Origin of the sequence: Marinomonas sp. PE14-40, from assembly GCF_051623805.1 — a bacterium.
Classification (GTDB): Bacteria; Pseudomonadota; Gammaproteobacteria; order Pseudomonadales; family Marinomonadaceae; genus Marinomonas.
This window is the reverse complement of the sequence record NZ_CP130700.1, coordinates 3,895,500-3,921,194: the sequence shown is the minus strand read 5'-3', so window position 1 is coordinate 3,921,194 and position 25,695 is coordinate 3,895,500. Positions and strand designations below refer to the sequence as shown.

Here is a 25,695-nt window from a genome sequence, read left to right as displayed (position 1 = left end):
CACAAATTATCTGATTAACTATTTTAAAGAGCGTCTGACTTACTAAACGATGTTTCGTTTGTAGTGGCTTACTTGGTAAGCTGTCGGTGTAAGCTTTGTTTGCTACCCCGTGTCAGTGGATGCGTATAATATACATCTCAGATTTTATGGCAAGCGCTTTTTTCAATTTATTTAAAATAATTTAATCCTTTTGAATTCAAGCTGATAAGTCACTTATTCAAAACTTCATTGATCTTTCTTTCACACCAAGTGCAAAGCAAGAAAAAGGCCTTGATGCTAACGCATCAAGGCCTTTTTAAAAGACGGGGTAATCACGCTGATTTGATCAGCCCTATCACCTTATCTCGTTCTTACTAACCAACCCATTTACGAGCGTTTTGGAACAAACGCAACCAAGGTGCTTGTTCGTTCCACTCACTTGGGTGCCAGCTATGCTGAACGGTACGATAAACACGCTCTGGGTGAGGCATCATAATGGTCACTCGACCATTCTCGGAAGTCAGACCTGTCACGCCCGCAGCCGAACCGTTCGGGTTGAAAGGATAACGCTCTGTTGCTTCACCTTTGTTATTTACATAACGTAATGCTAACTGAGCTTTTTCAACTAGCTGATCTAGATCTTCAGCTTGCTTGTACTCGGTTTGACCTTCTCCGTGTGCCACAACAATCGGCATGGTCGAGCCTTGCATTCCAGCAAACAAGATGGAGTTAGATTCTTGCACTTCAACCTGTACTAAACGTGCTTCAAATTGAGCAGATTCGTTACGTACAAATTTAGGCCAGTGATCAGTACCAGGAATCAATTCGCTTAGGTTAGATAACATCTGGCAACCGTTACACACACCAAGCGCAAATGTATCTTCACGACGAAAGAAAGCTTCAAACTCTTGACGTGCTACTGGGTTAAATAGGATAGATTTCGCCCAACCTTCACCAGCCCCCAATACGTCACCGTAAGAGAAACCGCCACAAGCCACTAAACCTTTGAATTCAGATAGCTTAGTGCGACCCGATAAGATGTCACTCATATGCACATCAAAAGGCGCAAAGCCTGCTTGATGGAAAGCAGCCGCCATTTCAACCTGACCATTCACACCCTGCTCACGCAAAACTGCAATCTTAGGTCGGTTTGAAAGATCAATACCAGCTAACACATCTTCTTCAAGGTCAAAGGTAAGTGAAGCAGATAAACCTGGGTCAGCCGCATCTAATAAATTATCAAACTCTTGAGCAGAGGTATTTGGATTATCTCTGAGTGCTTGAATCTCATAACTGGTTTGCGACCAAGTACGTTGCCAATCAATACGCTTACCAGCAACAATTTCTGCACCATTGAAAGAAACTTTAATTTCATCGCTGGCATTTAGCTCAGCCACTTCAACGGCTGTAACACCCGCTTTCGCGTAAGCTGCTTTAACATCAGCAAGATCTGCTGTTGCAATTTGAATGACAGCACCTAGCTCTTCATTGAAAAGTGCGGCAGCCACACCCGCTGTATTTTGAACTAGCTGGGAGACATCAACATTTAAGCCCTTATGGCTTGCGAATGACATTTCAGCCAATGTCGCTAATAAACCACCATCAGATCTATCATGGTAAGCCAGTAGTTTACCTTCTGCATTTAGCGCTTGTGTTGTATCAAAGAAACCAGCTAATACGGCAGCATCATCAACATCAGGCACTTGCTCACCCAGTTTGTTATAAACCTGAGATAAGATAGAGCCTGCTAAACGGTTCTGTTTATTACCCAAGTCCAGCAATACAAGCTTGCTGTCCGTATCTTGTAGTTCTGGCGTCAATGTTTTACGAGCATCTGCAACGGGAGCGAAGGCTGTAATAACCAAAGATAGAGGAGAAGTAACGGCTTTTTCTTCACCTTCTTCTTTCCATACTGTCTTCATAGACATGGAATCTTTACCTACTGGAATAGCAATATCCAGAGCAGGACATAACTCCATGCCAACCGCTTCTACGGTTTTATAAAGTTTCTCATCTTCACCCGCATGACCTGCAGCGGCCATCCAGTTAGCAGAAAGTTTAATATGATTACGCTTAGTAATTTGTGCTGCGGCTAAGTTAGTTAACGCCTCACCTACTGCCATACGTCCAGATGCTGGTGCATCCAACAAAGCTAAAGGTGTTCTTTCACCCATAGTCATCGCTTCGCCAGTATAACTATCAAGTGATGATGTCGTCACAGCAACATCTGCAACAGGCACCTGCCAAGGACCAACCATTTGGTCACGAGCAACCATACCAGTAATGCTTCTATCACCAATGGTGATCAAGAAATTCTTACTTGCCACAGTCGGATGACTCAATACTCTTTGAGTTGCTTCAGCAAGATCAATTTCAGCACCATTAAAGTCATCACCTTGGATATCTGCTTTAACCGCTTCACGGTGCATTTTTGGTGGTTTACCAAACAAGACAGACATAGGAAGATCAACTGGCTCATTGGCAAAGATTTTATCAGCCACTTCTAAGTGTAGCTCTTCAGTCGCTTCACCAACGACAGCAAATGGGCAGCGCTCACGTTCACAAATTTCAGTAAACTCAGCAACACGTTCAGGCGGAACAGCCATCACATAACGCTCTTGAGATTCGTTACACCAGATCTCTAGAGGAGACATGCCTGGCTCGTCATTTAGCACATTACGTAGTTCGAATTTACCACCACGATCGCCATCTTTAACGAGCTCAGGTAAAGCGTTAGACAAACCACCTGCACCCACATCATGAATAAAGCTAATGGGGTTGTTTTCGCCTAGCTGCCAGCAACGGTCAATAACTTCTTGGCAACGACGCTCCATTTCAGGGTTGCCCCTTTGTACTGACGCAAAATCAAGGTCTTCATTACCATCAGCAGAGGCCATAGATGAAGCCGCACCACCACCTAAACCAATCAGCATGGCAGGGCCACCTAATACGATTAGAGAGGCACCCACATGAATTTCATCTTTTTCGACATGATCACGGCGAATATTACCTAAACCACCTGCCAACATAATCGGCTTGTGGTAACCACGCACCTCTTCACCTTGGCTTGAAGTGATTTTTTGCTCGTAAGTACGGAAATAACCTAATAGGTTAGGACGACCAAACTCGTTATTAAATGCCGCGCCACCAATTGGGCCTTCGATCATGATATCAAGCGGAGTCACAATACGGCTTGGCTTACCATATTGGCTTTCCCAAGGTTGTACAAAACCTGGAATTTTCAAATCAGAAACCGTGTAGCCAGATAAACCCGCTTTTGGTTTAGCACCAACACCGGTTGCACCTTCGTCACGAATCTCACCACCAGAACCTGTTGCCGCACCCGAGAAAGGCGCAATCGCAGTTGGGTGGTTATGGGTCTCAACCTTCATCAAGATATCAATAGGCTGTTGGTTAAAACCATATTCTTTCGATGCTGAATCAGGGTAAAAACGCCCTGCTTCATGGCCTTCCATTACTGCAGCGTTATCTACGTAAGCAGATAAGGTGCCGTCAGGATTATGCTCATGGGTATTCTTAATCATTTTGAACAAAGAACGTTCTTGATCTTCACCATCTAGTGTCCAAGACGCATTAAAGATCTTATGACGACAATGTTCAGAGTTTGCTTGAGCAAACATCATCAATTCAATGTCATTTGGATTACGGCCCAATTCAACAAAGGCAGTTACCAAGTAATCAATCTCATCATCGGCAAGCGCTAAACCTAAAGATTGGTTAGCGTCTTCAAGTGCAGCACGACCACCCGCTAAGATATCAACTTGTGATAAAGGGGCAGGCGTTGCTTGTGCAAAAAGTTGCTGAGCTTGCGCTTCACCAGACAAGACACTCTCTGTCATGCGGTCATACAACGCTGGAATAACAAGCGCTAATTCAGCTTCAGTTAAAGGCGCATCACTATGAATAAAGTACTCTACGCCACGTTCAACACGAGCGATATCTTGCAAACCACAATTGTGTAGGATATCCGTTGCTTTCGATGACCAAGGAGAAATAGTGCCTAGACGTGGAACCACCAGCACATTTTGTGAAGACGTATTCACTGTTTCAGACTTAGCACCATAAGTAAGTGCTTTGCTCAATACGGTTTCCTGCTCAGCAGAAAGTGATTGAGCATCTAGAAGTTCGACGAAATGCAAATATTGCGCATCAATATCAATTACGGCTGGTACTGACTTTTGAACATTGGCCAGTAACTTTGTCTTACGAAACGCGGATAGCGCCGAAGAACCTAGCAAGGTAAGCATGACGTTTATTGCCTCGATTTGTGGTTTGAAGTGATGGAGCGTATTCTAAATCAAGCCAGCAAACCTACGCTATAAAAGTCGTGTTTTTTTAACAGTTTTATGACGACTTTTTTTGTTCTTGGGCTAATTTAGTCGCGGTTCTGATCTTTTTCTTTTGATCTCGGCGATATTGAAAAAAATCGCTCAGTTTTTGTGAGGCTAAAGGCGCTAAAACACCCGCCTCAACCTTGACTGAATGGTTAAGAAAATCTTGTTCAAAAAATTGATTCTGAGACTCAATCACACCACTTTTTGGCTCAGTTGCCGCATAAACAACACGCGCAATTCTGGCATGCACAATTGCACCAGCACACATGGAGCAAGGCTCTAAGGTAACGTAAAGTGTCGCCTTTGGTAGACGGTAATTAGCCACATTTTTACAGGCATCTCGAATCGCTTGAATTTCAGCATGAGCGGTAGGGTCACAAGTCGAAATAGGCGAATTATAACCTTCACCAATAATTTCATTGTCTAATACTAAGATAGCGCCAACAGGCACCTCTCCCTCAGTTGCAGCCTTATCAGCTAAAACTAAAGCACGCTCCATCCAGTATTCGTCACTGAACATTGACTTACCTCACGAAAAACTTGATTGTTTACAGGTATAAACTAACTATAAGTTAGGCTTATACAGAATTTTTTATGGAAGGAGTTCACCCTGTGCAGACCGTTTCTGATCTTATGGTTACCAACTTAGTCACTTTGGCTGAGACCGCCTCCCTTGCTGATGCTAAAAAAATCATGCAGGACAAGAATATTCGAAACTTGCCAATTATTGATGATGAAGGAAAATGCATCGGCATGTTAACTCAACGAGAATATTTAAAACATGCTTTTTACCTTGTGAGCCAGTTCGGCACAGGTATGTTGAGCAAAAAAGAAATGCAGACCCCAGTTAGCAAAGCAATGAATACAGATATGCTAACCATAGAGCAAGATACTCACTTAGATACAGCTGCAGAGTTTTTTGTAGAAAACAAATATGGCTGCCTGCCTGTTGTGGATCAAGGCACTTTGGTCGGTATTTTAACACCAATAGATTTTGTGAAATTAGCCCGTAATCTGTTGAGTGAGAAAACAGAAAAATAGTCTAACTAAAAAGGCCTGACTCGTATTCATAAGTCAGGCCTTTTTATTATCAAGATCATTCAGTCGAAGATGTTGCAACCTCTTTAGCGTATAGTGCGACTTCACTCGCTTGCCGTCCAAAATCATTTTCAGTAATAAAAAAGGACACTGTTTGGCCTTTTTTTAGGGTTTTATGCCCCTCACTGACTATCGATTTGTAATGCACAAAAACATCGGTTTCATTGTCTCTTTGAATAAAACCAACGCCTTTGGAGTCGTTAAACCACTTTACTGTACCCTTTAGCTTCTCTGTCATTGATCGCCTCTTTTTATTATTCTCAATCAATTCAACTTACCAGACTTAACCAGCAAGTTTAGCTGTCACCTCGCGCTTTAAGATACACCTCTGTTTCTCAATAACAGAAGCATAAAAAACACCCCACCTATGATGGCGGCCATGGTGCCAGCTGCAAGTTGATTAGGATAAATTACCATTTGACCCAACCAATCTGCAAGTTGAAGGAAACCAGCCCCTAAAAGCGCCGATAACAATATTTGAACAGAAACTTGTCGAGCACCTAACAAGCTCGCTAAATGAGGCGCAACAATACTGACAAAAGCAATGGGACCGAGAATAGAGGTAACTAATGAACACAAGCTAACAGACAGAATTAATAACAATATAAAGGCACGTTTTACATTCACACCACGCGCCGCCGCAACCTCACGCCCCATGGACATTAATGTCAGCCATCTGTGTAAACTCAAACTAATCAGAATAAGTACACTCACCCCTAACATCAAAACCCATGCTTGATCTGGTTTTACCCGATAAGTAGAGCCTGCGAGCCAACGCAAGATGTCATAAACCTCCTCCGTTCCTTTCATCAAAACTCCCTGTACAAGCGTTTCAATAAAAGCAGACAAAGCTACCCCAGTTAAAATCATAGGGGCAGGAGCAAAACGAAAACGCGAACCTAATATAAGTAAAATGAGTAGAATTAAAAAGCTACCAGAAAAAGCAACTAAAGGGCCTAGTTCACCAATACGCCATCCTAAGAAACCACTGGTCGCCACAAGCGCCAAAACCGCCCCAGCCGATACTCCCAATAAATCAGGACTTGCCAGTGGGTTGTGAATTAAGCGCTGCATAATCACGCCAGAGACTGCCATACCAGCACCAGCAGAAAGGCTTGCTAATATTCTTGGCCAACGAATCGGCCAAGCAAACTCATCTGGCCATCGAAAATTTAATCCATCATCCATATGTGTGAGTAAAGCCAGCAATACAATAACAAGCAGTACCAAACCACTCACCAACAATTTAGTAGAGGTGAAAGGCGCTTTGTTATAATTAGTTAAATAGGCGATTTTATCTTGCTGAGAAAGGCGTTTTTGAATTAGCCAAATAAGTAGAGGCGCTCCTAGAAAAGCGGTAGTTAACCCAGTCGGTACCACTTCAAACGTAATCGTATTGAGGAATAAAGCAAGACTGTCGGCAACAACAAGCAATAAAGCACCCAATAAGGTTGAGATATACAGTTCTTTTCCAGCGGCTCTTGCACCTATTAGCCTAGCAAGATTAGGGGCAACCAAACCCAAGAATCCCACAATACCAACCATGGTGATCGCTGCCGAAAGCATCCAAAGCCCAACAAGCATAAGCACCAAAAACAAACCTGCAACATTCAAGCCTCGACCAGAGGCAGCACTTTGACCCATTTTTAAAAGGTCTAACGGCTTACCTGCAAACCCCAGTATTGCTAACCCAAGCAGGCAATGTGGCCATAACCAATGCACCTTATCCCAACCATTTTGACTTAGATCCCCAGCTCCCCAAATAAAGAGGTTCTTGGCATATTGATCATTCATTAAGATCAATGCGATAGCGATAGCACCAAATAACAAGTTCACAGCCATACCTGATAGCACAACAGATAAAACTGTCAGGTTTCGCACCCCACAAATCGTCAATACCAACGCCAAGGCGATACAAGCACCTAACATGGCGGCAAATACTTGATATTGGCTCTGCCCTTCTGGCCAAACCACAGCCAGCACAATTAACCCCAACCAAGCACCACTTGAAGAGCCAAGTGTGGCTGGAGATAACAAGGGGTTACGGGTCAATTGCTGTATGACGCTGCCAATTAACCCCATGCTAGCACCCACTAGAAGCGCCATAACAAGTCTCGGTAGACGCGAATATGCCCAATCTATTTGCTCATAACTTTGATCCAGGTCTTGGCTAATCAGAATCAGCCATTGCTGCCATAAAGAAAGATCACTATCGATTTGCAAAGACAAAACACAGATAAAAGGTAAGCTTGCAAGCAAAAGCAAAAAACGCATCATTGCTGCTTAGAAACCTCTAACAAGGAGTCTGTCATTGCTTGAGCTAAGTATTGTAAAGACATAGCGCCGCCATAAGTCCAAGTAGAGGCAACCGATGCCACGTTCCCTTGCTTTACAAAAGGCATGCTGCGCCAAAGTGGCGACTTAGCGAGCTTTTTCTCGAAGTGGAATGGCTTAAAGTAAAGGACAACACCTTCCTTAATACCTCGAAGAGATTTAAGGCGTTTTTGAGTCACCCCCCATTGTGTACTTGCTAAAGGCATAGCCGTTTGCAAACCTAAACGCTCAAGGGCATATTGCGGCATGGCATTATCACCATAGACATAAGCAGAGGTGGTGCTGGCAAAACGCAAACTGGTTACCTTAGGCAAGCCTGCTGGGAAAGCGGCATTAAGTTGACTTTTTAGCTGCTCAAATACCTCATGCCTAGTGGCTAGTTTCGCTTGGGCATGGCCCTCCTTATCCAAGAGTTTTGCCAAGGTTAGGAATACTTGATCTGCTTTTTCCTGATTATTGTGATCGCGCTGATAAGTATCAAAAAAGACAACTGGGGCGATTCTCTCTAATTTAGCTTGAATATCCTTAAGTGCTGCCCCAATCAGAATAACATCAGGTTTAAGCTGAGCGATTTTTTCAAGATTAGGCTCTGCTCGCCCTCCTATATCCACACTTGATGCAGGTAATACAGGCTGCGCCACCCATTCTTGGTAAGCTTCTCGCTCTGGAATCGCCACAGGCTCAAGGCCTAACTCAATCACATCTTCAACCAGCTCCCAACTCAGTGCAGCAATACGCACAGGTGTTTGAGCAAATACCTTTTCGCCCTGACTATCTTGGATTCTAACCTCTGCCAACCCTGCAAAAGAAAACACTAGAGCAAGACAACTAAGGCCCACCTTGAGCCAGCCAGACACTAAATTAATCATTAACATATAAGAGCCACTTTACTATCGTTTGAAGGGTGATCAATCAAAGACATAGGTACGCCGTACATGGCCTCTAAACGCTCTGATTGCATAAATTGGGCGGGAGTGCCCTGAAAGAAACATTGCCCTTGTCGCATGGCCAATATGTGATCCGCAAAACGAGATGCCAAGTTGATATCATGTAAAACAATAATCATGCCTTGGCCTGTTTCACGGTTTAATTGCTGCAACAAACGCATTAATTCATATTGATGAGAGATATCCAGCGCTGACGTTGGCTCATCTAATAAAAGGACGGGAGATTGCTGAGTAAGCAGCATAGCAACCCAAGCTCGCTGACGCTCACCACCGGATAAATCATCAATAAACTGATCAGCATAATGGGCGATTCCTACCTGCTCAATCGCCTTGTCGACTATGTCGTTATCCTGCTTCGTAAAGCGACCAAACGCCCCATGCCATGGGTAACGCCCCATACAAATTAGCTCTCTCACACTTAAGCCTGCTGCACTGGGCAAGCCCTGCGGCAAATAACCTATTTTTTGTGCTAATTGCCGCTGAGATAAAGTGTGTATATTTTGCTTATTGAGTAGCACCTCACCCTGATCTGGTACTAATTGATTTGCTAAACTTTGAATCAAAGTCGTTTTACCTGATCCATTGTGGCCCAGTACGACACACACTTGGTCACTAGGTAAACTCAGATGAGGAATTGAAAGAATGGTACGTGATGCCCGTTCAACTTTAATATTATTTAATTCGAACATGAGCTCTTCTTTTTTGATTTATGACGAGGACAAGCAACACATAATCCGCCATCCTCTCTTTGGTAATGTAAACAGCAGGTATGACGAATAAAGCGTACTTCACCTTGCTCACACTTAAATCCGCGCATCGCCACTAACGGTAGGTTTAGTGCTTTTGCCCACAAAGGTAGATCGTCAACAATTTGTTGAGAGGTAAGCAAAGAGAAATGAGTCGCCTGCACCAGAGATTCAATAAATTGATCCGCCAGTAAGGCTTGATACATCACAGGCTTTCCACCAAATAAACCTACAAACACATCGGTTAATGACAAAAGAATTTGATTCAATTGCAACCCAGCAAAATAAATTAACTGCCGCTGATTTCCTGCTTGCCACTCACCATCTTCTAATTCATACCCTGCAACATAATCTTGAGTTTGGGCTTGTTGTAGCCGACCCAGGCTGGTTGGCACACGTTTAAGTTGATACACACATATAAGGGCTAAAAAAATAGGCTGCCAATGGACCAACCCCCAACATCTGATGCGCCAATATGATGAACCCGCCTCAGGAAAGCGACGAGCCAACTCAGCATGCAGTGCAACTAAGTTCTGTGCAGATAAAGTCAAAGCCAATGCCTTATCGGCATTAGCTTCTCCTTGTGCTTGAGTGTTTACTCTTGTTTCTTTACCAGCCAATGCGGGGATACATTGACTGGCACTTAGAAACAAACGCTCCACTAATCTAGCCATGCAAACCTCTCAAAGTTTGCACTTCAGAGAACAAACTCCTAGAACTCATAACGCCCACTTAGCTCAAACGCTCTTTCATCACCAAACCAGCAATTACTCGCGTCATAACAGCTATAGTAAGTTTCATTAAGTGCATTTGAGACAGAAAGACGCACACTAGCACCCGCTAAAGAAGCCGAGGTATTTTCTAAATCATAGGCCATAGATAGATCGACTAAAGTAGCACTAGGTACTGTATTTGAGTTGGCTGCATCAAGTTGCATTTTGCCGATATAACGAACACCAGCACCCATTTGCGTACCTTGCATTGCACCTTGGGTTAGCTGATAGTTCAGCCAAGTAGACACTTGTTGTTCAGGCACCCAAATTGGTGTATTACCTTGGATACCACTGTTATCTTTCGTCACTTCCACATCTTGGACAGTAACAGCAACACGCACATCCATTTGTTCAGACAAGGTTTTATGCAGATCTAACTCAACACCACGAGATCGAACCTCACCAACCTGAATCTTGTCATAAGCCGTACCCGCTGGATCTCGCGTTAGTACGTTTTCTTTTAAAATTTGATAAGTCGTTAGGCTTGCTTGAGTACCATTACCTTCATACTTAACTCCAAGCTCTAACTGATTAGCGGTTGAGGTATCATAGGCTTTACCATTTTTGTCGCTACCTGAAACTGGCTCAAAGCTTTGCGCATAGCTAACAAAAGGCGAAAAGCCATTTTCCATTTCATAGAGGGCGCCTACTCGGCCTGTTAGCTGCTCTTGATCAACTTTGGTATTAGTATTGGCGCCATATTTAATTCCCTGCTCTTGCGAGTGGTAATCATCATAACGGGCACCGGCAATCATAACCCATTGGTCTATACGCATCTGATCTTGCAGATAAACACCTGTTTGCTCTTTTTCAATATCAAAGTCACTGGTATAACCAGAGGCTGCAAAATTCAAACTGCCAGCAGAAATCTGGTAGTGATTTGGGTTATATAAATCAATGCTGGGTGCTACGGCATCTTCATACTTGATGTCTGATTCCAATTTAAAGTAATCAACACCAACCAACACATTGTGCTCCACCTCTCCGATATCAAAGGCACCTGAGAATTGGTTATCTAAAGTAATGCCCTTGCTATCTTCATCCGTTAAATAAGCACGACGATTCAACGTTCTTTCATCAGCATTTAGGCTTGTTGAATAGGTATTTTCTTGATAAGCCGAAGCGTCCATCAAACGCACATTCTGCAAGAAACTCCAAGTATCGTTAAACCTATGATCAAACTTATAACCGAGTAATAGCACTTCTTTTTCAAAAGCTTCCCAATTAGCGTCACCAGCATAAGCGTCCGAATCTAGTGGGCCATTAATGTTGCTATAGACAGTCCCCTTAGAAGGCAAGGAACTATAAACGCCCATACTTGGGTCTTTCTGATAGTACATATTAAAGTTAATAAGTGTGTCTTCACTAACCTTCCAATCTAAAAATGGTGCGATAACAATACGCTCTTCTTCTGAGGTAACCGCTTGACCATCTTTACTTCTAACTAGCCCAACAAGGCTATAATTAAGAGAATCACTCAAGGCCCCGCGGCTTTCGAATTCAACTTCTTTTTTACTATCACTTCCAACAGACACTTCAACACTATGGGCGCTCTCTGCTTGCGGTGCTTTACCAATAACATTCACCATACCGCCAGGCGGCATAGCGCCATATAAGGTCGACGTTGGCCCTTTAAAAACTTCCACCTGATCAATCGCAATCGCGTCGATTTGTGGTTGCAAGTTCCAATCATTGAACAATAACTGCAAGCCGTCGTAATAATTTTGGTAGTTGGTGAAACCACGTATATTAAAAAGATCCAAACGAGTTACCGCACCACCACGAAGCTCAGTATTAATCCCTGACACATAGCGCACGGCTTCCGCCACGCTTTCTGTACCACGTACATCGAGTTCTTCTTCTGTGATATGAGAAATTGCCTGTGGCGTTTCAGCGAATTCAAGCTGAGTTTTAGTCGCTGTATTTCGATAGGCCTGCCCTTTAATCACTAAAGGGGACATGACATAGATATCTGATTCATCTGCTTGCACATCATTTGCAGATAACTGAGTGGATGCTAAGGCCACAGAAAAAGCGATTAATGTGGGGGTGAAACGCGCAGAGGTTTTCATTAAAGCTCCAAAGAATAAAAGAAAACATTGATAATGATTCTCATTTTATTAATTTGAGCTTTTAGAAACTTAACTTTTTGGTGCATCTTTATTCACTATATAAATATTATCGTGGCGTAATAGGAAGCCAAAATTCCATATAGCTTGAAGGAGAGTAAGGGTCATATTGGGGTGAGTACATTTCTAATTCATAACCTGTGACACCGTTATAATTAGATTCAGGTAACCAGTGGCGGATAAACCAAGAAACGGCTGATTCCAAAGAAGTCACCTTACCTTGCACAGGGATAACAGCATACTCCTGCGCTGGTACCTGTATAGAAGCATGATCACCAAGATTAAGGCCTTGATAACCTGCCCAGTATTGTAATTGCCCTGGATTTTGAGCATGGTCATGGGTATTGATCACACCAATTGGGTTAGTTTTAGACGCATCACACTCAGAGGGTAATTCAAGTGTTCTCCAGAGGTTAGGGACTCGTTCTAGAAAATTGGGTGTCGCTGAGAAAGGACCATTAATCCAATCAAATACCCCAGACAAGGCAAACGCCTCTTTGCTTTCAATGCGAATTTGCATAAAGCTTTTAGCATCTTGGGGCAGAGTATAAGCATGTTCTCGATATTGAAGCGGCGTACGTAACCCTTGGCGCTTACCCCGTTGTCGGTATTCTCTTGGGGAACAAGCGAACATTTGTTTGAAGGCTCGACTAAAGCTTATTTCAGAATCAAAACCGCATTCTAAGGCAATATCAAGGTGCCTTTGATTAGTTGAAAGAAGCTTCTCTGCAGCCTGACTTAATCTAAGCTCACGAACATATTGTGCGACAGTGAGGCCGGTTTCTTCACCGAAGATCCGCTGCAACTGCCAGCGAGACCAACAACTCTTCTCAGCTAAATTCACCACACTCAAGGATTCATCTAGGTGACAATGGATATAATCCAAAACCGCTTCAATACGTGTCAATCTGTTATGTACTGTTGGAACTGTAGAATAAGTCATGATACTAAATAATAACCCTCAATTGAGAACGATTATCATTTATTTATAAAAATTTGTCAAAACTGAAGCTTATTACACAAAAAAGCCCCTTACTCCTTTTTAAAGAGTAAGGGGCTTTCAATCAACTCAGACGATAAACTAACCTCTTATAGAGATTCGATACTCGCCTTTTGTTCATTTAGCTTAGCAACCGTCAGAGTCAAATCAGCCAGTTTGGCTTGCTCTTTTTCAACTACTGCAGCAGGTGCTTTTGCAACAAAGCTTTCATTGCCAAGTTTACCTTGGATGCGTTGTAGATCTTTGCTGGCTTTATCAATTTCTTTTTGCAAGCGAGCAAGCTCAGCATCTTTGTCGATCAAACCGGCCATAGGTACAAGTACTTCCATATCACCAACAAGTGCTGTTGCAGACATAGGCACTTCATCACCCTCATTTAGCCAAGTAACGCTTTCAAGTTTGGCTAATTTTTGCAAGAAGTTCATATTGCTTTGTAAGCGCGATTTATCTTGCTCACTACCATTACGCATAAGTACATTCAGGGCTTTCGATGGTGCTATATCCATTTCGCCGCGAATGTTACGAATACCAACGATGACATTTTTGATCCACTCAACATCCGCTTCTGCAGATTCGTCTTGCTTAGCCGCTTCCGCTTGTGGGTAAGCTGCCATCATGACGGTATCACCTTCAACACCCGCCATAGGCGCAATCTTCTGCCAAATTTCTTCGGTCAAGAAAGGCATCATAGGGTGTGCTAAACGTAAGAATGACTCAAGCACTCGAACCAAGGTACGACGTGTTCCTAGAAGCTGTGCTGGTGTTGCATTCTCATCCCAAAGTACAGGCTTAGAAAGCTCTAGGTACCAATCACAGTATTCATGCCACATGAACTCATAAAGCGCCTGTGAAGCAAGGTCATATCTATGGGTATCAAAGGCTTGGTTAACAGCGACTTCAGCTTTTTGTAAACGAGAAATAATCCATTTATCCGCTAAAGACAGTTCTGCATCACCACCATTCTGGCCACAATCATGTTCTTCTGTATTCATCAGAACATAACGTGTTGCGTTCCAAATCTTATTACAGAAATTACGGTAACCTTCCAAACGGTTCAGGTCGAACTTGATGTCACGACCACCAGACGCAAGCGAGCACAAGGTAAAGCGCAAAGCATCCGTACCATAAGCTTGAATACCCTCTGGGTAAGTTTCACGAGTGGCTTTTTCAACCTTAGCGGCTAGTCGTGGTTGCATCATACCTGAGGTACGCTTGCTCACTAGACTTTCAAGATCAATACCACCAATCAAATCCAATGGGTCAATAACATTACCCTTGGACTTAGACATCTTATCACCGCGCTCATCACGAATAAGACCCGTAATATAAACCGTTTTAAAAGGTACTTTGTTAGTAAACTTCAAGGTCATCATTATCATTCTGGCAACCCAGAAGAAAATAATATCGAAGCCAGTTACCAAAACATCTGATTCACTAAAAGCTTTAAAGTCTTCCGTTTCTTCGGGCCAACCTTGGGTAGCAAAAGTCCAAAGCGCGGAAGAGAACCAAGTATCTAGTACATCGTTATCACGATTCAAAGTAACATCAGCCGCCAAGTCATATTTAGCACGTACTTCTTCTTCCGTGTTGGCAACATATACTTTGCCTTCGGCATCATACCAAGCAGGAATCTGGTGGCCCCACCAAAGTTGACGAGAAATACACCAATCTTGTAGGTCACGCATCCAAGAAAAATAGGTGTTTTCCCATTGCTTAGGAACAAATTGAATGTCACCGTTTTCAACCGCTTCAATTGCTGGCTTAGCTAGCGTCTCAACCGCAACATACCACTGATTAGTTAGGTAAGGCTCAATAACCGCATTACCACGCTCACCACGAGGCACTTTTAGTTTGTGATCATCCACTTTTTCTAACAGACCTAAAGCATCGAAATCTGCAACAATCACCTTACGGGCTTCGAATCTATCCATGCCACGATATTTCTCAGGTGCAATATCATTAAGCGCAGCGTCATCAGTAAAGACATTAGTTAAAGGCAGGTCATGACGCTTACCGACTTCATTGTCGTTAAAGTCATGGGCAGGCGTAATCTTCACGCAACCTGTACCAAAGTCTTTATCAACATAAGAGTCAGCAATAATAGGGATACGACGATCAACCAATGGCAACATAATTTCTTTGCCAACTAAATCAATGTAACGCTCATCTTCAGGGTCAACAGCAACCGCTTCATCACCTATCATGGTTTCTGGACGTGTTGTTGCCACAACGATGTAATCTTTACCATCAGCCGTTTTAGCACCATCAGCCAGTGGGTAGCGGAAATACCACATGAAGCCATTTTCTTCTTCAGAAATAACTTCCAGATCAGAAATCGCCGTGTGCAATACTGGATCCCAGTTAACCAAACGCTGACCGCGGTAAATAATGCCTTCATCAAACAAGCGTACAAATACTTCTTGTACGGCAGCAGACATGCCTGGGTCCATAGTAAAGCGCTCTTTATCCCATGCAACAGAGTCACCCATGACCCGCATTTGATCAGAGATGGTTCCACCTGACTGCGCTTTCCAATCCCATACTTTTTCAAGGAATTTCTCACGCCCTAGATCATGACGTGTAACATTATTAGCAGCCAATTGTCTTTCAACAACCATTTGTGTTGCGATGCCCGCATGGTCAGTGCCTGGCTGCCACAAGGTACGCTTACCTTGCATTCTTTCACGACGAATCATGGCATCCATTAAGGTATGCTGGAATGCATGCCCCATGTGCAAGGTACCCGTCACATTCGGTGGCGGAATCATAATAGAGAAAGGATCACCCTCGCCCTGAGGTGTGAAATAGCCATTTTCTTCCCAGCGCTGGTAAATTGGCTGTTCAATGCTTTGCGGTTGGTAGGTCTTTTCCATTGTGATGTCTTAAACTTTTTTAAATTGCGTGAATTTGATATGAAACTTAATTGCCGACTAGTATAACGCGACAGACGTTGATAAAGAATATCCACGACTAATCGATGTTCAATGTTGCTAATAAATTAACGGATTTATTCGGACTTATTGTTTCTTAGGAGTCGTTGAAAGCTCTAATTCATTAACCACTTCTTCAATCAAGCTAGGCAGTAATTTAGCAAAGGCTTTTTCAATGGCCTGCTGCAACTTTGCTGGATCTATTTCTAGTGGTTCATCAGAGGGAGATTGAGGCTCTATGACACTCTCTGCTGCAGTTGAAGATGCTGCAATGAGTTCCTCCTTCTCTTGGGGATCGTCTAGCTCGGCATCAGAACCTTGCGCTAAAACTTGGGACAGGTGTCCTTCTTGGCTAACTTTTGGTGCTAACCCTTCACCAACCACGTCCATCAAGATAGGAATATCGTCTTGATTCCTAAGTGCTGACATGAGAACACTCTCATCCGGCTCAGGAATAAATTCTTCTTCTCTTGTGTGGTTAGACATAAAAGCACCCAAAAACGCTAACAAAAAATACATGTTAATAAACAAGCAAGCTGCGTTTCGCTCAAACTTGATGCATTTATCAACAGTGAACTAACACTTTCTCATTGGAGCAAGTAAATGTCTAGGTCAAGAAAATGAAAATGCGATATTTGTTAAAAATAACAAAGGTTCAGATTCTATAAGTACCTAAAAAGCAAAAAGGCCGCAATCAATGCGACCTTTTTATAATACGCTTGCCACTAATCCATATTAGATTAACAATAACAGTGACTAGTTTGCCTTAGACAACAAGTACTGAGTTAGCAAGGCAACTGGACGTCCACTTGCGCCTTTCTTAGCACCACCTGTCCATGCCGTTCCTGCAATGTCCAAATGTGCCCAAGGGTACGACTTAGTAAAACGAGACAAGAAACATGCCGCTGTAACAGAACCCGCTTCTTTACCACCGATGTTAGCAATATCGGCAAAGTTACTGTCTAGCTGCTGCTGATATTCATCATCAAGTGGCATTGGCCATACTTTATCTGCAGACACTTTACTCGCACCACGAAGATCGTCATGCAAGGCTTCATTGTTAGTATACATAGCAGAGTTCACGCCACCTAAAGCAACGACACAAGCACCTGTTAGCGTCGCAACATCAATAACGGATTTAGGTTCAAAACGCTCGATATACGTCAGGGCATCACATAAAACCAAACGCCCTTCGGCATCCGTATTCAGAATCTCAACGGTCTGACCCGACATAGTTTTAACGATATCACCCGGTTTTGAGGCATTGCCATTTGGCATATTCTCAGCAGCAGCAACCACAGCGGTAAAGTTTACCTTAGGCTTAAGCTCACAAATGGCTTTCATAGTACCGAATACACTGGCAGCACCACACATATCATATTTCATTTCATCCATGCCTGGGCCTGGCTTTAGCGAAATACCACCTGTATCAAAAGTAATACCTTTACCCAGCATGACATAAGGTGCATCACCTTCATCACCGCCCTTATAAGACATGACAATTAAATAACTTGGTTGATCACTACCGCGACCAACAGACAATAGGCAATCCATACCCAACTCAGACATGCGACTTTCGTCAACTAGCTCTACATCGATACCGTAATCTTCACCTAGCGTTTGCGCTTTAGAGGCTAGATAACTTGGCGTACAAACGTTACCTGGCAAATCACCTAGGCGACGAGCCACAGCAGAACCAGCAGCCGTTGCAACACCAACATCCAGGGCACCTTGGTCTGTGCCTTCAAACAAGATGCTTTCAATTGTTAACGCCTGATCGTCTTGCTTAAAACCAGTAAATTGATAAAAACCTTCATGTAGCCATTGTGATGTAAGGCTAAGTGCCTGAGCTTGAGAATGCCCTGCAATTGCCAGTTCAGCACCCGCAAACGCAATACTTGCGTATGGCAAGCTTTTTGCTTTTGCAGCAACAGCGGCCATCACTTTACGAGCGCTAGCATCCGATAGGGTTTCGTCTTTACCAATACCAACAAGCAAAACCGCTTGTGCATAGTCTTGACTAGCAACGGGTAGCAAAAGGGTTTCAGCTAACTTACCAGAAAACACTTTTGACTCGCGTAGTTGCGAAATAAGTCCAGCTGTATTTTCATCGACCCAACTGGTTGATTGGGGTAACGCTGCTTCAGTTGGTACTAGGGTAACGACCAAATCAGCTTGGACCGCAGATAGGCGATCGAATAACGCTGTATTCATGAGTGTTTCCTTTAAAAATTATTATAAAAAAACTGGATAAAGCCCTTATTACCAAGGGATAATGGGTACAAAGCTTCAACAATCAACCCCAAGCACTATACAAAATACTTAATGAGGTACGTTTGAAATTATTCAGATACTTGGCGAAAGAAGTGTTGGTGTCAACCATGGCCGTCAGTTTTATTCTTTTATTAATTATAGCCAGTGGTCGTTTCGTCAGTTATTTAGGCCGTGCAGCTGAAGGAAAAATGTCATTTGAATTTCTTTTCATCATTCTTGGGTTCCATATTCCGAGCTTTTTACAAATTATCATCCCTCTCTCCTTTTTCTTATCTTTGCTACTCGCGTATGGCAGACTTTATATAGAAAACGAGATGTCTATTTTATTCGCCTGTGGCATCAGTAAAGTCAAACTCATGCTTTACACCTTAGGTATCGCTTTTATTGCGACACTATTGAATGGCTTTATTAGCCTTTGGCTCGCCCCTACCAGTGAGTATCAATCAAAGCTTGCTGAGCAAGAGCAAAATCAATTGACTGTTTTTGACTTTATCCAACCCGGTCGGTTTCAAGGAAAAGGTTTCAATACCACCTATGTAGCTGAATTAACGCAAGAGGAAGGCTGGATGAAGGATGTATTCATTTCCAATACAGCTGTGGTAGACGGTAAAAGAGTTCCCACTCAAACTTTAGCAACCCACGCAGAACAACTTAAGCTAGAAGATGGCAGTACTTACCTTGTCTTTAAAAATGGTAGCCGTTTTGAAGGCACCCCAGGTGAAAAAGATTACAAGGTGACTCTGTTTGACACTTATGCGGTCTTAATGGACGAAAGTGATACGTTTGCCATCAATAATCCAAGCACAAAACCCTCCCATGAAATTTGGGCCAGTGATGATCTTAAGGACCAAGCCGAGTGGCAATGGCGCATCAGCCTTATCATCATGATTCCTATTTTAGCGATTATTGGTACCGCCTTGAGTCAGGTAAACCCAAGACAAGGCCGCTTCTTTAAAATGTTACCTGCAATTATTCTCATGATCCTTTATCTAGGCATGATGATTTGGGGTCGAACTGCCCTAGAAAAAGGCAGGATTCCGAGTGAAATTGGCCTTTGGTGGATTCATGGTATCTTTGGTTTTATCGCCGCCTTTTTATTCTTAAATTTTAATGAGGTTAAACTCTTCCAGAAAAAAAAGGTCACAAGCCCTAAATCAAACCTCTCTGGCACAGGTAAACAATCAGCATGAAGCAACTTGACTCTTATATAGGCAAAGGCGTTGTCTGGTCTTTTTTTGCTGTCGCATTTGTTTTATTAGGCCTAGATTACGCCCTAACCTTTATCGAACAAGTCAAAAAAATTAATGAGTTTTACACCATATCAAACTTATTAGAGGTACTTGTTCTAAGGCTGCCAGGCAAGTTCGCCGAATACATACCTATCGCTTCATTGATAGGCACTCTAGTTGGCCTAGGAGCGCTTGCTACCACATCTGAGCTTACCGTTATTCGAGCTGCCGGCATTCCTATTTGGCGTATTGGCTGGTCTGCCATTAAACCTATCTTAATCATCTCGTTAGTTGGCGTAGGCATTTCAGAGTTTGTCGCACCCGATGCAGATCAAAAAGCAGACCTTATTGAAAAACTGAGAAAACAGCGCACCTCAGAGAACATTATCGCAGGTGGGGTTTGGTTAAGGTCCGATAATAGCTACATTTACATTGGAGCAGCAGATAAAGAAGGCACGCTTTATGATATGCAAATATTCACATCTGAAGAGCAAATGCTAACGAACACACAATTTGCTAAAACGGTTCATTATGCCGATGGAGATAACTGGATATTAAACTCAGTTAAAAGCACCTTATTCTTTGAGGATAGAGTTGAATCCGTTGAGCTAGAGCAGAAAGACTGGAAGATGGAATTCAAGCCAGAGCACTTATATTTAGCCACACAAGAACCCGAGACCTTATCCTTAAGTCAATCTCTATCTTATCAAACCTACCTTGAAGATCAGGAACTTAACACTTCCCGTTATCAGTTAGAGTTTTGGACCAAAGCCCTTAGACCTCTTGCTTCAATTGCCTTGGTTATTATTGCTTTATCAAGTGTATTCGGCCCACTACGTTCATCGACCATGGGCAGCCGTATTTTCTCAGGTGTCATTATAGGCATCGTATTCCAGAATGGCCTTAACCTCTTTGGTCGCATGAGCTTAGCTGCGGATTTCCAGCCACTACTGGGTGTACTCATCCCTATCGCTATCTGTCTTATCATAGGGACAATTCAACTCAAGCGAGCTAAGTAACAAGCACAAAAAAGGGCCACATAAATCAATGTGGTCCTTACTAAAATTCGACACTCTGCCGGCTAGATTTTACCTAAAAGATTCGCTATTAGCCGTTCTTCTGTTTTTTATGATCGATAAAGACAAGTCGACTTTGACTTAACTTATCGTGCCAAGTCAGGCCTTCTTTATCAAACAATGACCATAAAAACCCCAAACCAAATACTGCCCAAGACAAAATAGCAAACACCATGCGAGCACTGGCTTGTTTAGCCGTTAAAGGGCCACCTCTTTCATTGACGACTTTAACTTTCCAAACTTGCATCCCCAAGGTCTGACCTGGTGCGCACCAAAACTTCACAAAAAATGCCCAACTGATAAATAGCAGCACCCAAAAAAAGATCGGACCTTCTACTGCTTCACCATCATTCAACATGACAGCAGCAAGAGTCGCCACAAAATAAAGCGCTAATAAAATAATACTATCGTAAACAGCCGCTGCGAGACGACGCCACAAAACCACTTGCACTTGATTCATTAACTCATTTTTCCTAATTTAAACTAGCTCAAATTGAGAGAGGGGCAATAATGCCCGCTCCCCCTCAAACCATTCAAGCTATTTTCTTGTATTCACCTGAATTTAATTCTTATTGTGACCCAATAGACATAAATCGCTTGATTCTAGCCAAGGCCTCTTTCAGTCGGTCTAAATCACAGGTATAAGCAAAACGAACATATTTATGTGCTTCTTCAACGCCAAAATCAGCGCCGGGTGTCAGTGCAACGCCTTCCGCTTCTAATAAAGCAAGACACCAGTCCATTGCATTATCTGTAATAGATGAGACATCAACGTAAATATAAAAAGCCCCTTGAGCAGGCACAGCTGGTGTCAATCCCATTTCACTTAAGCCTGTCAGCAGTAGCTGACGCCTTAAATCTAACTCACCTCGACGTCTTTCAAACTCTTGCATTGATGTGTCGGAAAAAGCATCTAGTGCGGCATATTGAGAAACAGTAGGCGCTGAAATAAAGAAGTTCTGCGCCAGTTTAGTTGCGCCCTCAATAGCCCATTCAGGTACGACAACCCAACCCAAACGCCAACCCGTCATGGCAAAATATTTTGAAAAGCTATTAATAACAAAAATATCATCAGATAAGGACAAGGCGGTAAAGTCTTCTCCTTGATATACCAAACCTTGGTAAATCTCATCCACCATTAGGTGGCCACCTAATTGATTCACTTCATCAAGCGCCGCTTGCAAATAGTTTTTAGAAAGCACCGCCCCTGTAGGGTTGGCAGGTGAAGCCAACCAAAGACCAGCACTTTGATCATTCCAATGAGTTTTAATATCTTCAATGGGAATTTCAAAATCGTGTTGAGGCTGGGTCGCTATCAAGTTTGCCTTCGCCCCCACTTGAATCAAGAAATGCCGATTACAAGGATAGCAAGGGTCAGGCATAAGCACATTTTTACCCGCATCTACCATGAGACTAGCAAGCAGCTGTAATGCCCCTGACGCACCTGGGGTAACAATAATACGGTTAGGATTAACCTCAATTTGATACTTATTCAAATAATGCCGAGCAATCTTTTGCTTTAACTGCGGCAACCCTGTCGCAGAAGTGTAGCCCGTTAATCCTTGCTCAATCGCACCTACACCGGCCTTTTTTACCGCCTCAGACGCCACAAAATCAGGCTCTCCCACCTCTAAATGAATTACATCAACGCCTTGGGCTTGAATTTCTTTTGCACGTCCCAATATAGCCATGACTTGAAAGGGAGAAATTTGCTCAACACGGTTCGCCAATTGATTCATCTATACTCTCTTAACATAATTAATAAACTTAACTGGTTGCTTTATTGCATTCACTTACTAAAAAAGCCATTAAATAAGTGGTTTCATTGCAAATAATTTGGTAAGTTTCCGGCCGCAATAAACACCACCCAAAAAATATATGTACAGGTTACCACACGGATTACCTGCGAAGTGAGGCGCTGCATATGCCAGATATGAGTTCTGAGTCGTTAATGAAAGACTTCACCCCTTACGAAGCGAAGGAAGGTGAAGAGTACATGAACGAGCAACAGTTAGACCATTTTAGAAATATTTTGCTTAACTGGAAGCAAAATCTAATGGAAGAAGTGGATCGTACTGTTAGCCATCTAAAAGAAGAAGCGGTTAACTACGCTGACCCTAATGATAGAGCCAGCCAAGAAGAAGAGTTTAGTCTTGAGCTACGTACTCGCGATCGCGAACGTAAGCTAGTGAAAAAAATCAATCAGACTATCGAGCTAATTGATGAAGATGACTATGGTTTCTGTAATCACTGCGGCATCGAAATAGGCATACGACGCCTAGAAGCAAGACCAACAGCGACTCTTTGCATCGACTGCAAAACGTTAGCTGAGATCAAAGAAAAACAGACTGGTAGCTAATTTCTTCTAGCTACTAGCTCTATATTTGATTATGCACTCTTCGTATGTAGGCCGGTTTGCACCTTCACCATCCGGCCCACTGCATCTTGGCTCACTCGTTAGTGCGTTAGCCAGTTATCTTGACGCCAAGCACAATGGCGGCAAATGGCTTTTACGTATCGAAGATGTCGACAGCCAACGCTGTAAACCTGCTCACAGCCAGGACATTATAGATACCCTCTCTAGCTACCATATGAGTAGTGATGAAACCGTCATATATCAAAGCCAGCAAACTGACATTTATCAAAAGCACCTATCCCATCTAATCGAAGCCAATAAAGCCTTTCCTTGCCAATGCACTCGACAAGCGTTAAAACAAACCCAAGGCAAGCACACCAAGATTTGCAACTCAAATACCGAGCAAGCACACTCATGGCGCTTTCTATCAACTTCAGATGACATATCTTTTGTTGATCGGCTTATGGGCCAACAAACTCAAAATCCACTCAAGCAAATTGGACACAGTATCATTAGGCGCAAAGATCTTGATTATGCTTATTTACTGGCAGTTGTCATAGATGACCATATTCAAGGGGTAAATCAGATAGTCAGAGGGACAGATTTGCTTGAGACAACAGCGGCCCAGATAGATTTATTGCAAACCTTTGGTTGGACGCTACCAGATTACTGCCATATTCCATTAGTCAAAAATGAGCACGACTTGAAGCTCAGCAAGCAAAACCATGCGCCTGCAATAAAAAAAGCCGATATCACCACATTTAAATTAGCACTCAAACATTTAAACCAAACCATCCCGACCTCAAACAACCTCACTGAAGCAATGCATTTCGCCATTCAAAACTGGTCCCTTAAAGCTGTTTTTCAAGCTCAAACCTAAACCCGAAAAGCCAGCTAGCCCAGCGTCAAGCTGTGTGTATAATGGTGACATCAGTAGTTAATGGTGATACTCAATGAAACACATCCTGTTCATTCATAACAATACTCCCTATTTCAACGACATAGCCAATTGGCTGCAACAGAGTGACTTTCTTATTTCTGAAGCCAATTCGATTGAACAAGCCAAAAGTTATTACCAAGTATCCAGCTTTGATGCTGCTTTCATTATTCAAGATTGTCTAAATTCAGACTATCAGCACGAAGCGAATACACTTGCACCTTGCCCTATCATAGTGCTTGATGACAAACCTAGCTTGAATAAAGCGGTAAGCCTGATGGCAGCGGACATCAAATATTACCTACCACTGCCTACGGACCCAGAAACCTTATTAGAGAAAACACTCGCGACCATCAATAAACAGGTGCAAGCAAACCTTTTAACACCGAATACATCCGTTAATACAAAATCAAAAAAACAAAGTGGCAAACCTCAAGCAGCCCCTTTTAGGCGCCTCATAGGTAACAGCCCACCGATGAAACAACTATTTAAAGACCTAGAAAAAATTGCTTGTACGGATGTCACCGTACTGGTGCGAGGAGAATCAGGCACAGGTAAAGAATTAGTCGCACAGGCAATTCATGACTTAAGTGAGCGCAGCAATGAAGACATGATCAGTGTTAACTGTGCAGCCATCCCAGAAAGCCTAATAGAATCAGAGTTATTTGGTCATGAAAAAGGCGCATTTACCGGAGCAGCTTCAACTAGGGATGGCCTCATTGCAGCTGCTGATAACGGTACGCTATTCTTGGACGAAATAGGTGAACTACCCATAGAAGCACAAGCTCGACTTTTGAGGGTGCTACAAGAAGGAGAAATAAGACGTGTAGGTGCAACGCAATCATCTAAGGTAGACATAAGATTAGTAACAGCAACCCACAGAGACCTGCGCCAAATGGTTGCTGACGGCCTCTTCCGAGAAGATTTATATTACCGCCTTTATGTAATGGAAGTACTTTTACCGCCTTTAAGAGACAGAGGGCGAGATATCAGTTTAATCTGCCAGTCTTTAGTAACTAAAGTTTGCCAAAGACACAACAAATCCGAATTCACTTACACAGAAGCATTTGATCAAGCCATCGTAGCTCATAACTGGCCAGGTAATGTTAGGGAGTTAGAAAATGCCATTGAGAGGGCCGTTATTCTCAGTGACGACTTTCTCGATCCAGATGCCCTAAAACTTCACAAGAGCCAAGCAAACCCTTTGCTTCCTAACGCTCAAAACACTGCAGAAAGCATAGCAAACACCAACCCAGAAACTCAGTTCTCACTCAAAGGAACCAGTCTTGACGACTATTTGAGAAGCTTTGTTTCTCATAATCAAGGCAAAATGACAGAAACTCAACTAGCCTTAAGTTTGGGGATTTCTCGAAAAAGTTTATGGGAAAGAAGGCAAAAACTTGGAATACAAAGAAAAGTAACACCTTAAGTAACACTTGATACCAAAAGAAACATGAAAAAATCTTTAAAAAATCACTTTTTTGCCCTTTAAAAATAAAAATCGTTACTTTTCAACAAGATATAAAAACTGG

At 42.8% G+C, this 25,695-nt stretch carries 20 protein-coding genes; 6 read left to right on the top strand and 14 right to left on the bottom strand.

Annotated elements, in window-relative coordinates; genetic code table 11:
* Positions 1-353: 353 nt before the first annotated feature.
* Positions 354-4,247, bottom strand: a complete 3,894-nt coding sequence (gene purL / locus Q0A08_RS18100) for a phosphoribosylformylglycinamidine synthase (RefSeq protein WP_438462873.1) — start codon at positions 4,245-4,247, stop codon at positions 354-356.
* A 97-nt stretch (positions 4,248-4,344) separates the two neighbouring features.
* On the bottom strand, positions 4,345-4,854 hold the full coding sequence (gene tadA, locus Q0A08_RS18095; protein ID WP_438462872.1) for a tRNA adenosine(34) deaminase TadA: 510 nt from the start codon (positions 4,852-4,854) through the stop codon (positions 4,345-4,347).
* 92 nt (positions 4,855-4,946) lie between these two features.
* On the opposite strand from tadA, the gene Q0A08_RS18090 reads away from it, so the two are divergent.
* Positions 4,947-5,375: a CBS domain-containing protein gene (locus tag Q0A08_RS18090; protein ID WP_438462871.1), complete on the top strand. Its 429-nt coding sequence runs from the start codon at positions 4,947-4,949 to the stop codon at positions 5,373-5,375.
* A gap of 55 nt (positions 5,376-5,430) precedes the next feature.
* On the opposite strand, the gene Q0A08_RS18085 is transcribed toward Q0A08_RS18090, so the two are convergent.
* From Q0A08_RS18085 to Q0A08_RS18040, 10 genes are all read right to left on the bottom strand, one after another.
* On the bottom strand, positions 5,431-5,670 hold the full coding sequence (locus Q0A08_RS18085; protein WP_438462870.1) for a cold-shock protein: 240 nt from the start codon (positions 5,668-5,670) through the stop codon (positions 5,431-5,433).
* A 77-nt stretch (positions 5,671-5,747) separates the two neighbouring features.
* On the bottom strand, positions 5,748-7,709 hold the full coding sequence (fhuB, locus tag Q0A08_RS18080) for a Fe(3+)-hydroxamate ABC transporter permease FhuB (RefSeq protein ID WP_438462869.1): 1,962 nt from the start codon (positions 7,707-7,709) through the stop codon (positions 5,748-5,750).
* Positions 7,706-8,641: an iron-siderophore ABC transporter substrate-binding protein gene (locus Q0A08_RS18075; RefSeq protein WP_438462868.1), complete on the bottom strand. Its 936-nt coding sequence runs from the start codon at positions 8,639-8,641 to the stop codon at positions 7,706-7,708. Before Q0A08_RS18075 ends, fhuB begins: the two co-directional genes overlap by 4 nt.
* The gene (locus Q0A08_RS18070; RefSeq protein ID WP_438462867.1) at positions 8,635-9,402 is read right to left on the bottom strand and encodes an ABC transporter ATP-binding protein; all 768 of its coding nucleotides are present in this window, start codon (positions 9,400-9,402) and stop codon (positions 8,635-8,637) included. The genes Q0A08_RS18075 and Q0A08_RS18070 overlap by 7 nt, the downstream gene beginning before the upstream one ends.
* Positions 9,390-10,133 (bottom strand): siderophore ferric iron reductase, encoded by a 744-nt coding sequence (locus Q0A08_RS18065; RefSeq protein WP_438462866.1) that lies wholly within the window; start codon positions 10,131-10,133, stop codon positions 9,390-9,392. Before Q0A08_RS18065 ends, Q0A08_RS18070 begins: the two co-directional genes overlap by 13 nt.
* Before the next feature lie 38 nt (positions 10,134-10,171).
* Positions 10,172-12,304 (bottom strand): TonB-dependent siderophore receptor, encoded by a 2,133-nt coding sequence (locus Q0A08_RS18060; protein ID WP_438462865.1) that lies wholly within the window; start codon positions 12,302-12,304, stop codon positions 10,172-10,174.
* A 106-nt stretch (positions 12,305-12,410) separates the two neighbouring features.
* Positions 12,411-13,304 carry a helix-turn-helix domain-containing protein gene (locus tag Q0A08_RS18055; RefSeq protein WP_438462864.1) on the bottom strand — a complete coding sequence of 298 codons (894 nt, stop codon included), beginning with the start codon at positions 13,302-13,304 and terminating at the stop codon, positions 12,411-12,413.
* A gap of 146 nt (positions 13,305-13,450) precedes the next feature.
* Positions 13,451-16,234 (bottom strand): valine--tRNA ligase, encoded by a 2,784-nt coding sequence (locus tag Q0A08_RS18050; RefSeq protein ID WP_438462863.1) that lies wholly within the window; start codon positions 16,232-16,234, stop codon positions 13,451-13,453.
* 144 nt (positions 16,235-16,378) lie between these two features.
* A complete protein-coding gene (locus tag Q0A08_RS18045) occupies positions 16,379-16,777 on the bottom strand; it encodes a hypothetical protein (RefSeq protein WP_438462861.1) in 399 nt (132 codons plus the stop codon).
* Between the two features lie 270 nt (positions 16,778-17,047).
* Complete coding sequence (locus tag Q0A08_RS18040; protein ID WP_438462860.1) at positions 17,048-18,505, bottom strand: leucyl aminopeptidase; 1,458 nt, start codon at positions 18,503-18,505, stop codon at positions 17,048-17,050.
* Between the two features lie 122 nt (positions 18,506-18,627).
* Here Q0A08_RS18040 and lptF point away from each other — a divergent pair, with 122 nt between their 5' ends.
* Entirely contained in the window at positions 18,628-19,755 is a 1,128-nt protein-coding gene (gene lptF / locus Q0A08_RS18035) for an LPS export ABC transporter permease LptF (RefSeq protein ID WP_438462859.1), read from the top strand.
* Positions 19,752-20,813, top strand: coding sequence for an LPS export ABC transporter permease LptG (gene lptG / locus Q0A08_RS18030; RefSeq protein WP_438462857.1), 1,062 nt, complete (start codon positions 19,752-19,754; stop codon positions 20,811-20,813). The genes lptF and lptG overlap by 4 nt, the downstream gene beginning before the upstream one ends.
* Before the next feature lie 88 nt (positions 20,814-20,901).
* Here lptG and Q0A08_RS18025 read toward each other — a convergent pair whose 3' ends face one another.
* Positions 20,902-21,330, bottom strand: a complete 429-nt coding sequence (locus tag Q0A08_RS18025) for an RDD family protein (protein WP_438462856.1) — start codon at positions 21,328-21,330, stop codon at positions 20,902-20,904.
* A gap of 109 nt (positions 21,331-21,439) precedes the next feature.
* The gene (locus tag Q0A08_RS18020) at positions 21,440-22,609 is read right to left on the bottom strand and encodes an aminotransferase class I/II-fold pyridoxal phosphate-dependent enzyme (protein WP_438462855.1); all 1,170 of its coding nucleotides are present in this window, start codon (positions 22,607-22,609) and stop codon (positions 21,440-21,442) included.
* A gap of 185 nt (positions 22,610-22,794) precedes the next feature.
* On the opposite strand from Q0A08_RS18020, the gene dksA reads away from it, so the two are divergent.
* From dksA to Q0A08_RS18005, 3 genes are all read left to right on the top strand, one after another.
* The gene (gene dksA, locus Q0A08_RS18015) at positions 22,795-23,229 is read left to right on the top strand and encodes an RNA polymerase-binding protein DksA (RefSeq protein ID WP_438462854.1); all 435 of its coding nucleotides are present in this window, start codon (positions 22,795-22,797) and stop codon (positions 23,227-23,229) included.
* A 31-nt stretch (positions 23,230-23,260) separates the two neighbouring features.
* The gene (gene gluQRS / locus Q0A08_RS18010) at positions 23,261-24,106 is read left to right on the top strand and encodes a tRNA glutamyl-Q(34) synthetase GluQRS (protein WP_438462853.1); all 846 of its coding nucleotides are present in this window, start codon (positions 23,261-23,263) and stop codon (positions 24,104-24,106) included.
* Positions 24,107-24,179: 73 nt separating this feature from the next.
* Entirely contained in the window at positions 24,180-25,592 is a 1,413-nt protein-coding gene (locus Q0A08_RS18005) for a sigma-54 interaction domain-containing protein (RefSeq protein ID WP_438462852.1), read from the top strand.
* Positions 25,593-25,695: the final 103 nt, after the last annotated feature.

Coding starts and splice junctions, on each gene's coding strand:
- purL (WP_438462873.1), bottom strand. CDS start 4,247: ATGCTTACCTTGCTAGGTTCTTCGGCGCTATCCGCGTTTCGTAAGACA.
- tadA (WP_438462872.1), bottom strand. CDS start 4,854: ATGTTCAGTGACGAATACTGGATGGAGCGTGCTTTAGTTTTAGCTGAT.
- Q0A08_RS18085 (WP_438462870.1), bottom strand. CDS start 5,670: ATGACAGAGAAGCTAAAGGGTACAGTAAAGTGGTTTAACGACTCCAAA.
- fhuB (WP_438462869.1), bottom strand. CDS start 7,709: ATGATGCGTTTTTTGCTTTTGCTTGCAAGCTTACCTTTTATCTGTGTT.
- Q0A08_RS18075 (WP_438462868.1), bottom strand. CDS start 8,641: ATGTTAATGATTAATTTAGTGTCTGGCTGGCTCAAGGTGGGCCTTAGT.
- Q0A08_RS18070 (WP_438462867.1), bottom strand. CDS start 9,402: ATGTTCGAATTAAATAATATTAAAGTTGAACGGGCATCACGTACCATT.
- Q0A08_RS18065 (WP_438462866.1), bottom strand. CDS start 10,133: ATGGCTAGATTAGTGGAGCGTTTGTTTCTAAGTGCCAGTCAATGTATC.
- Q0A08_RS18060 (WP_438462865.1), bottom strand. CDS start 12,304: ATGAAAACCTCTGCGCGTTTCACCCCCACATTAATCGCTTTTTCTGTG.
- Q0A08_RS18055 (WP_438462864.1), bottom strand. CDS start 13,304: ATGACTTATTCTACAGTTCCAACAGTACATAACAGATTGACACGTATT.
- Q0A08_RS18050 (WP_438462863.1), bottom strand. CDS start 16,234: ATGGAAAAGACCTACCAACCGCAAAGCATTGAACAGCCAATTTACCAG.
- Q0A08_RS18045 (WP_438462861.1), bottom strand. CDS start 16,777: ATGTCTAACCACACAAGAGAAGAAGAATTTATTCCTGAGCCGGATGAG.
- Q0A08_RS18040 (WP_438462860.1), bottom strand. CDS start 18,505: ATGAATACAGCGTTATTCGATCGCCTATCTGCGGTCCAAGCTGATTTG.
- lptG (WP_438462857.1), top strand. CDS start 19,752: ATGAAGCAACTTGACTCTTATATAGGCAAAGGCGTTGTCTGGTCTTTT.
- Q0A08_RS18025 (WP_438462856.1), bottom strand. CDS start 21,330: ATGAATCAAGTGCAAGTGGTTTTGTGGCGTCGTCTCGCAGCGGCTGTT.
- Q0A08_RS18020 (WP_438462855.1), bottom strand. CDS start 22,609: ATGAATCAATTGGCGAACCGTGTTGAGCAAATTTCTCCCTTTCAAGTC.
- dksA (WP_438462854.1), top strand. CDS start 22,795: ATGCCAGATATGAGTTCTGAGTCGTTAATGAAAGACTTCACCCCTTAC.
- gluQRS (WP_438462853.1), top strand. CDS start 23,261: ATGCACTCTTCGTATGTAGGCCGGTTTGCACCTTCACCATCCGGCCCA.
- Q0A08_RS18005 (WP_438462852.1), top strand. CDS start 24,180: ATGAAACACATCCTGTTCATTCATAACAATACTCCCTATTTCAACGAC.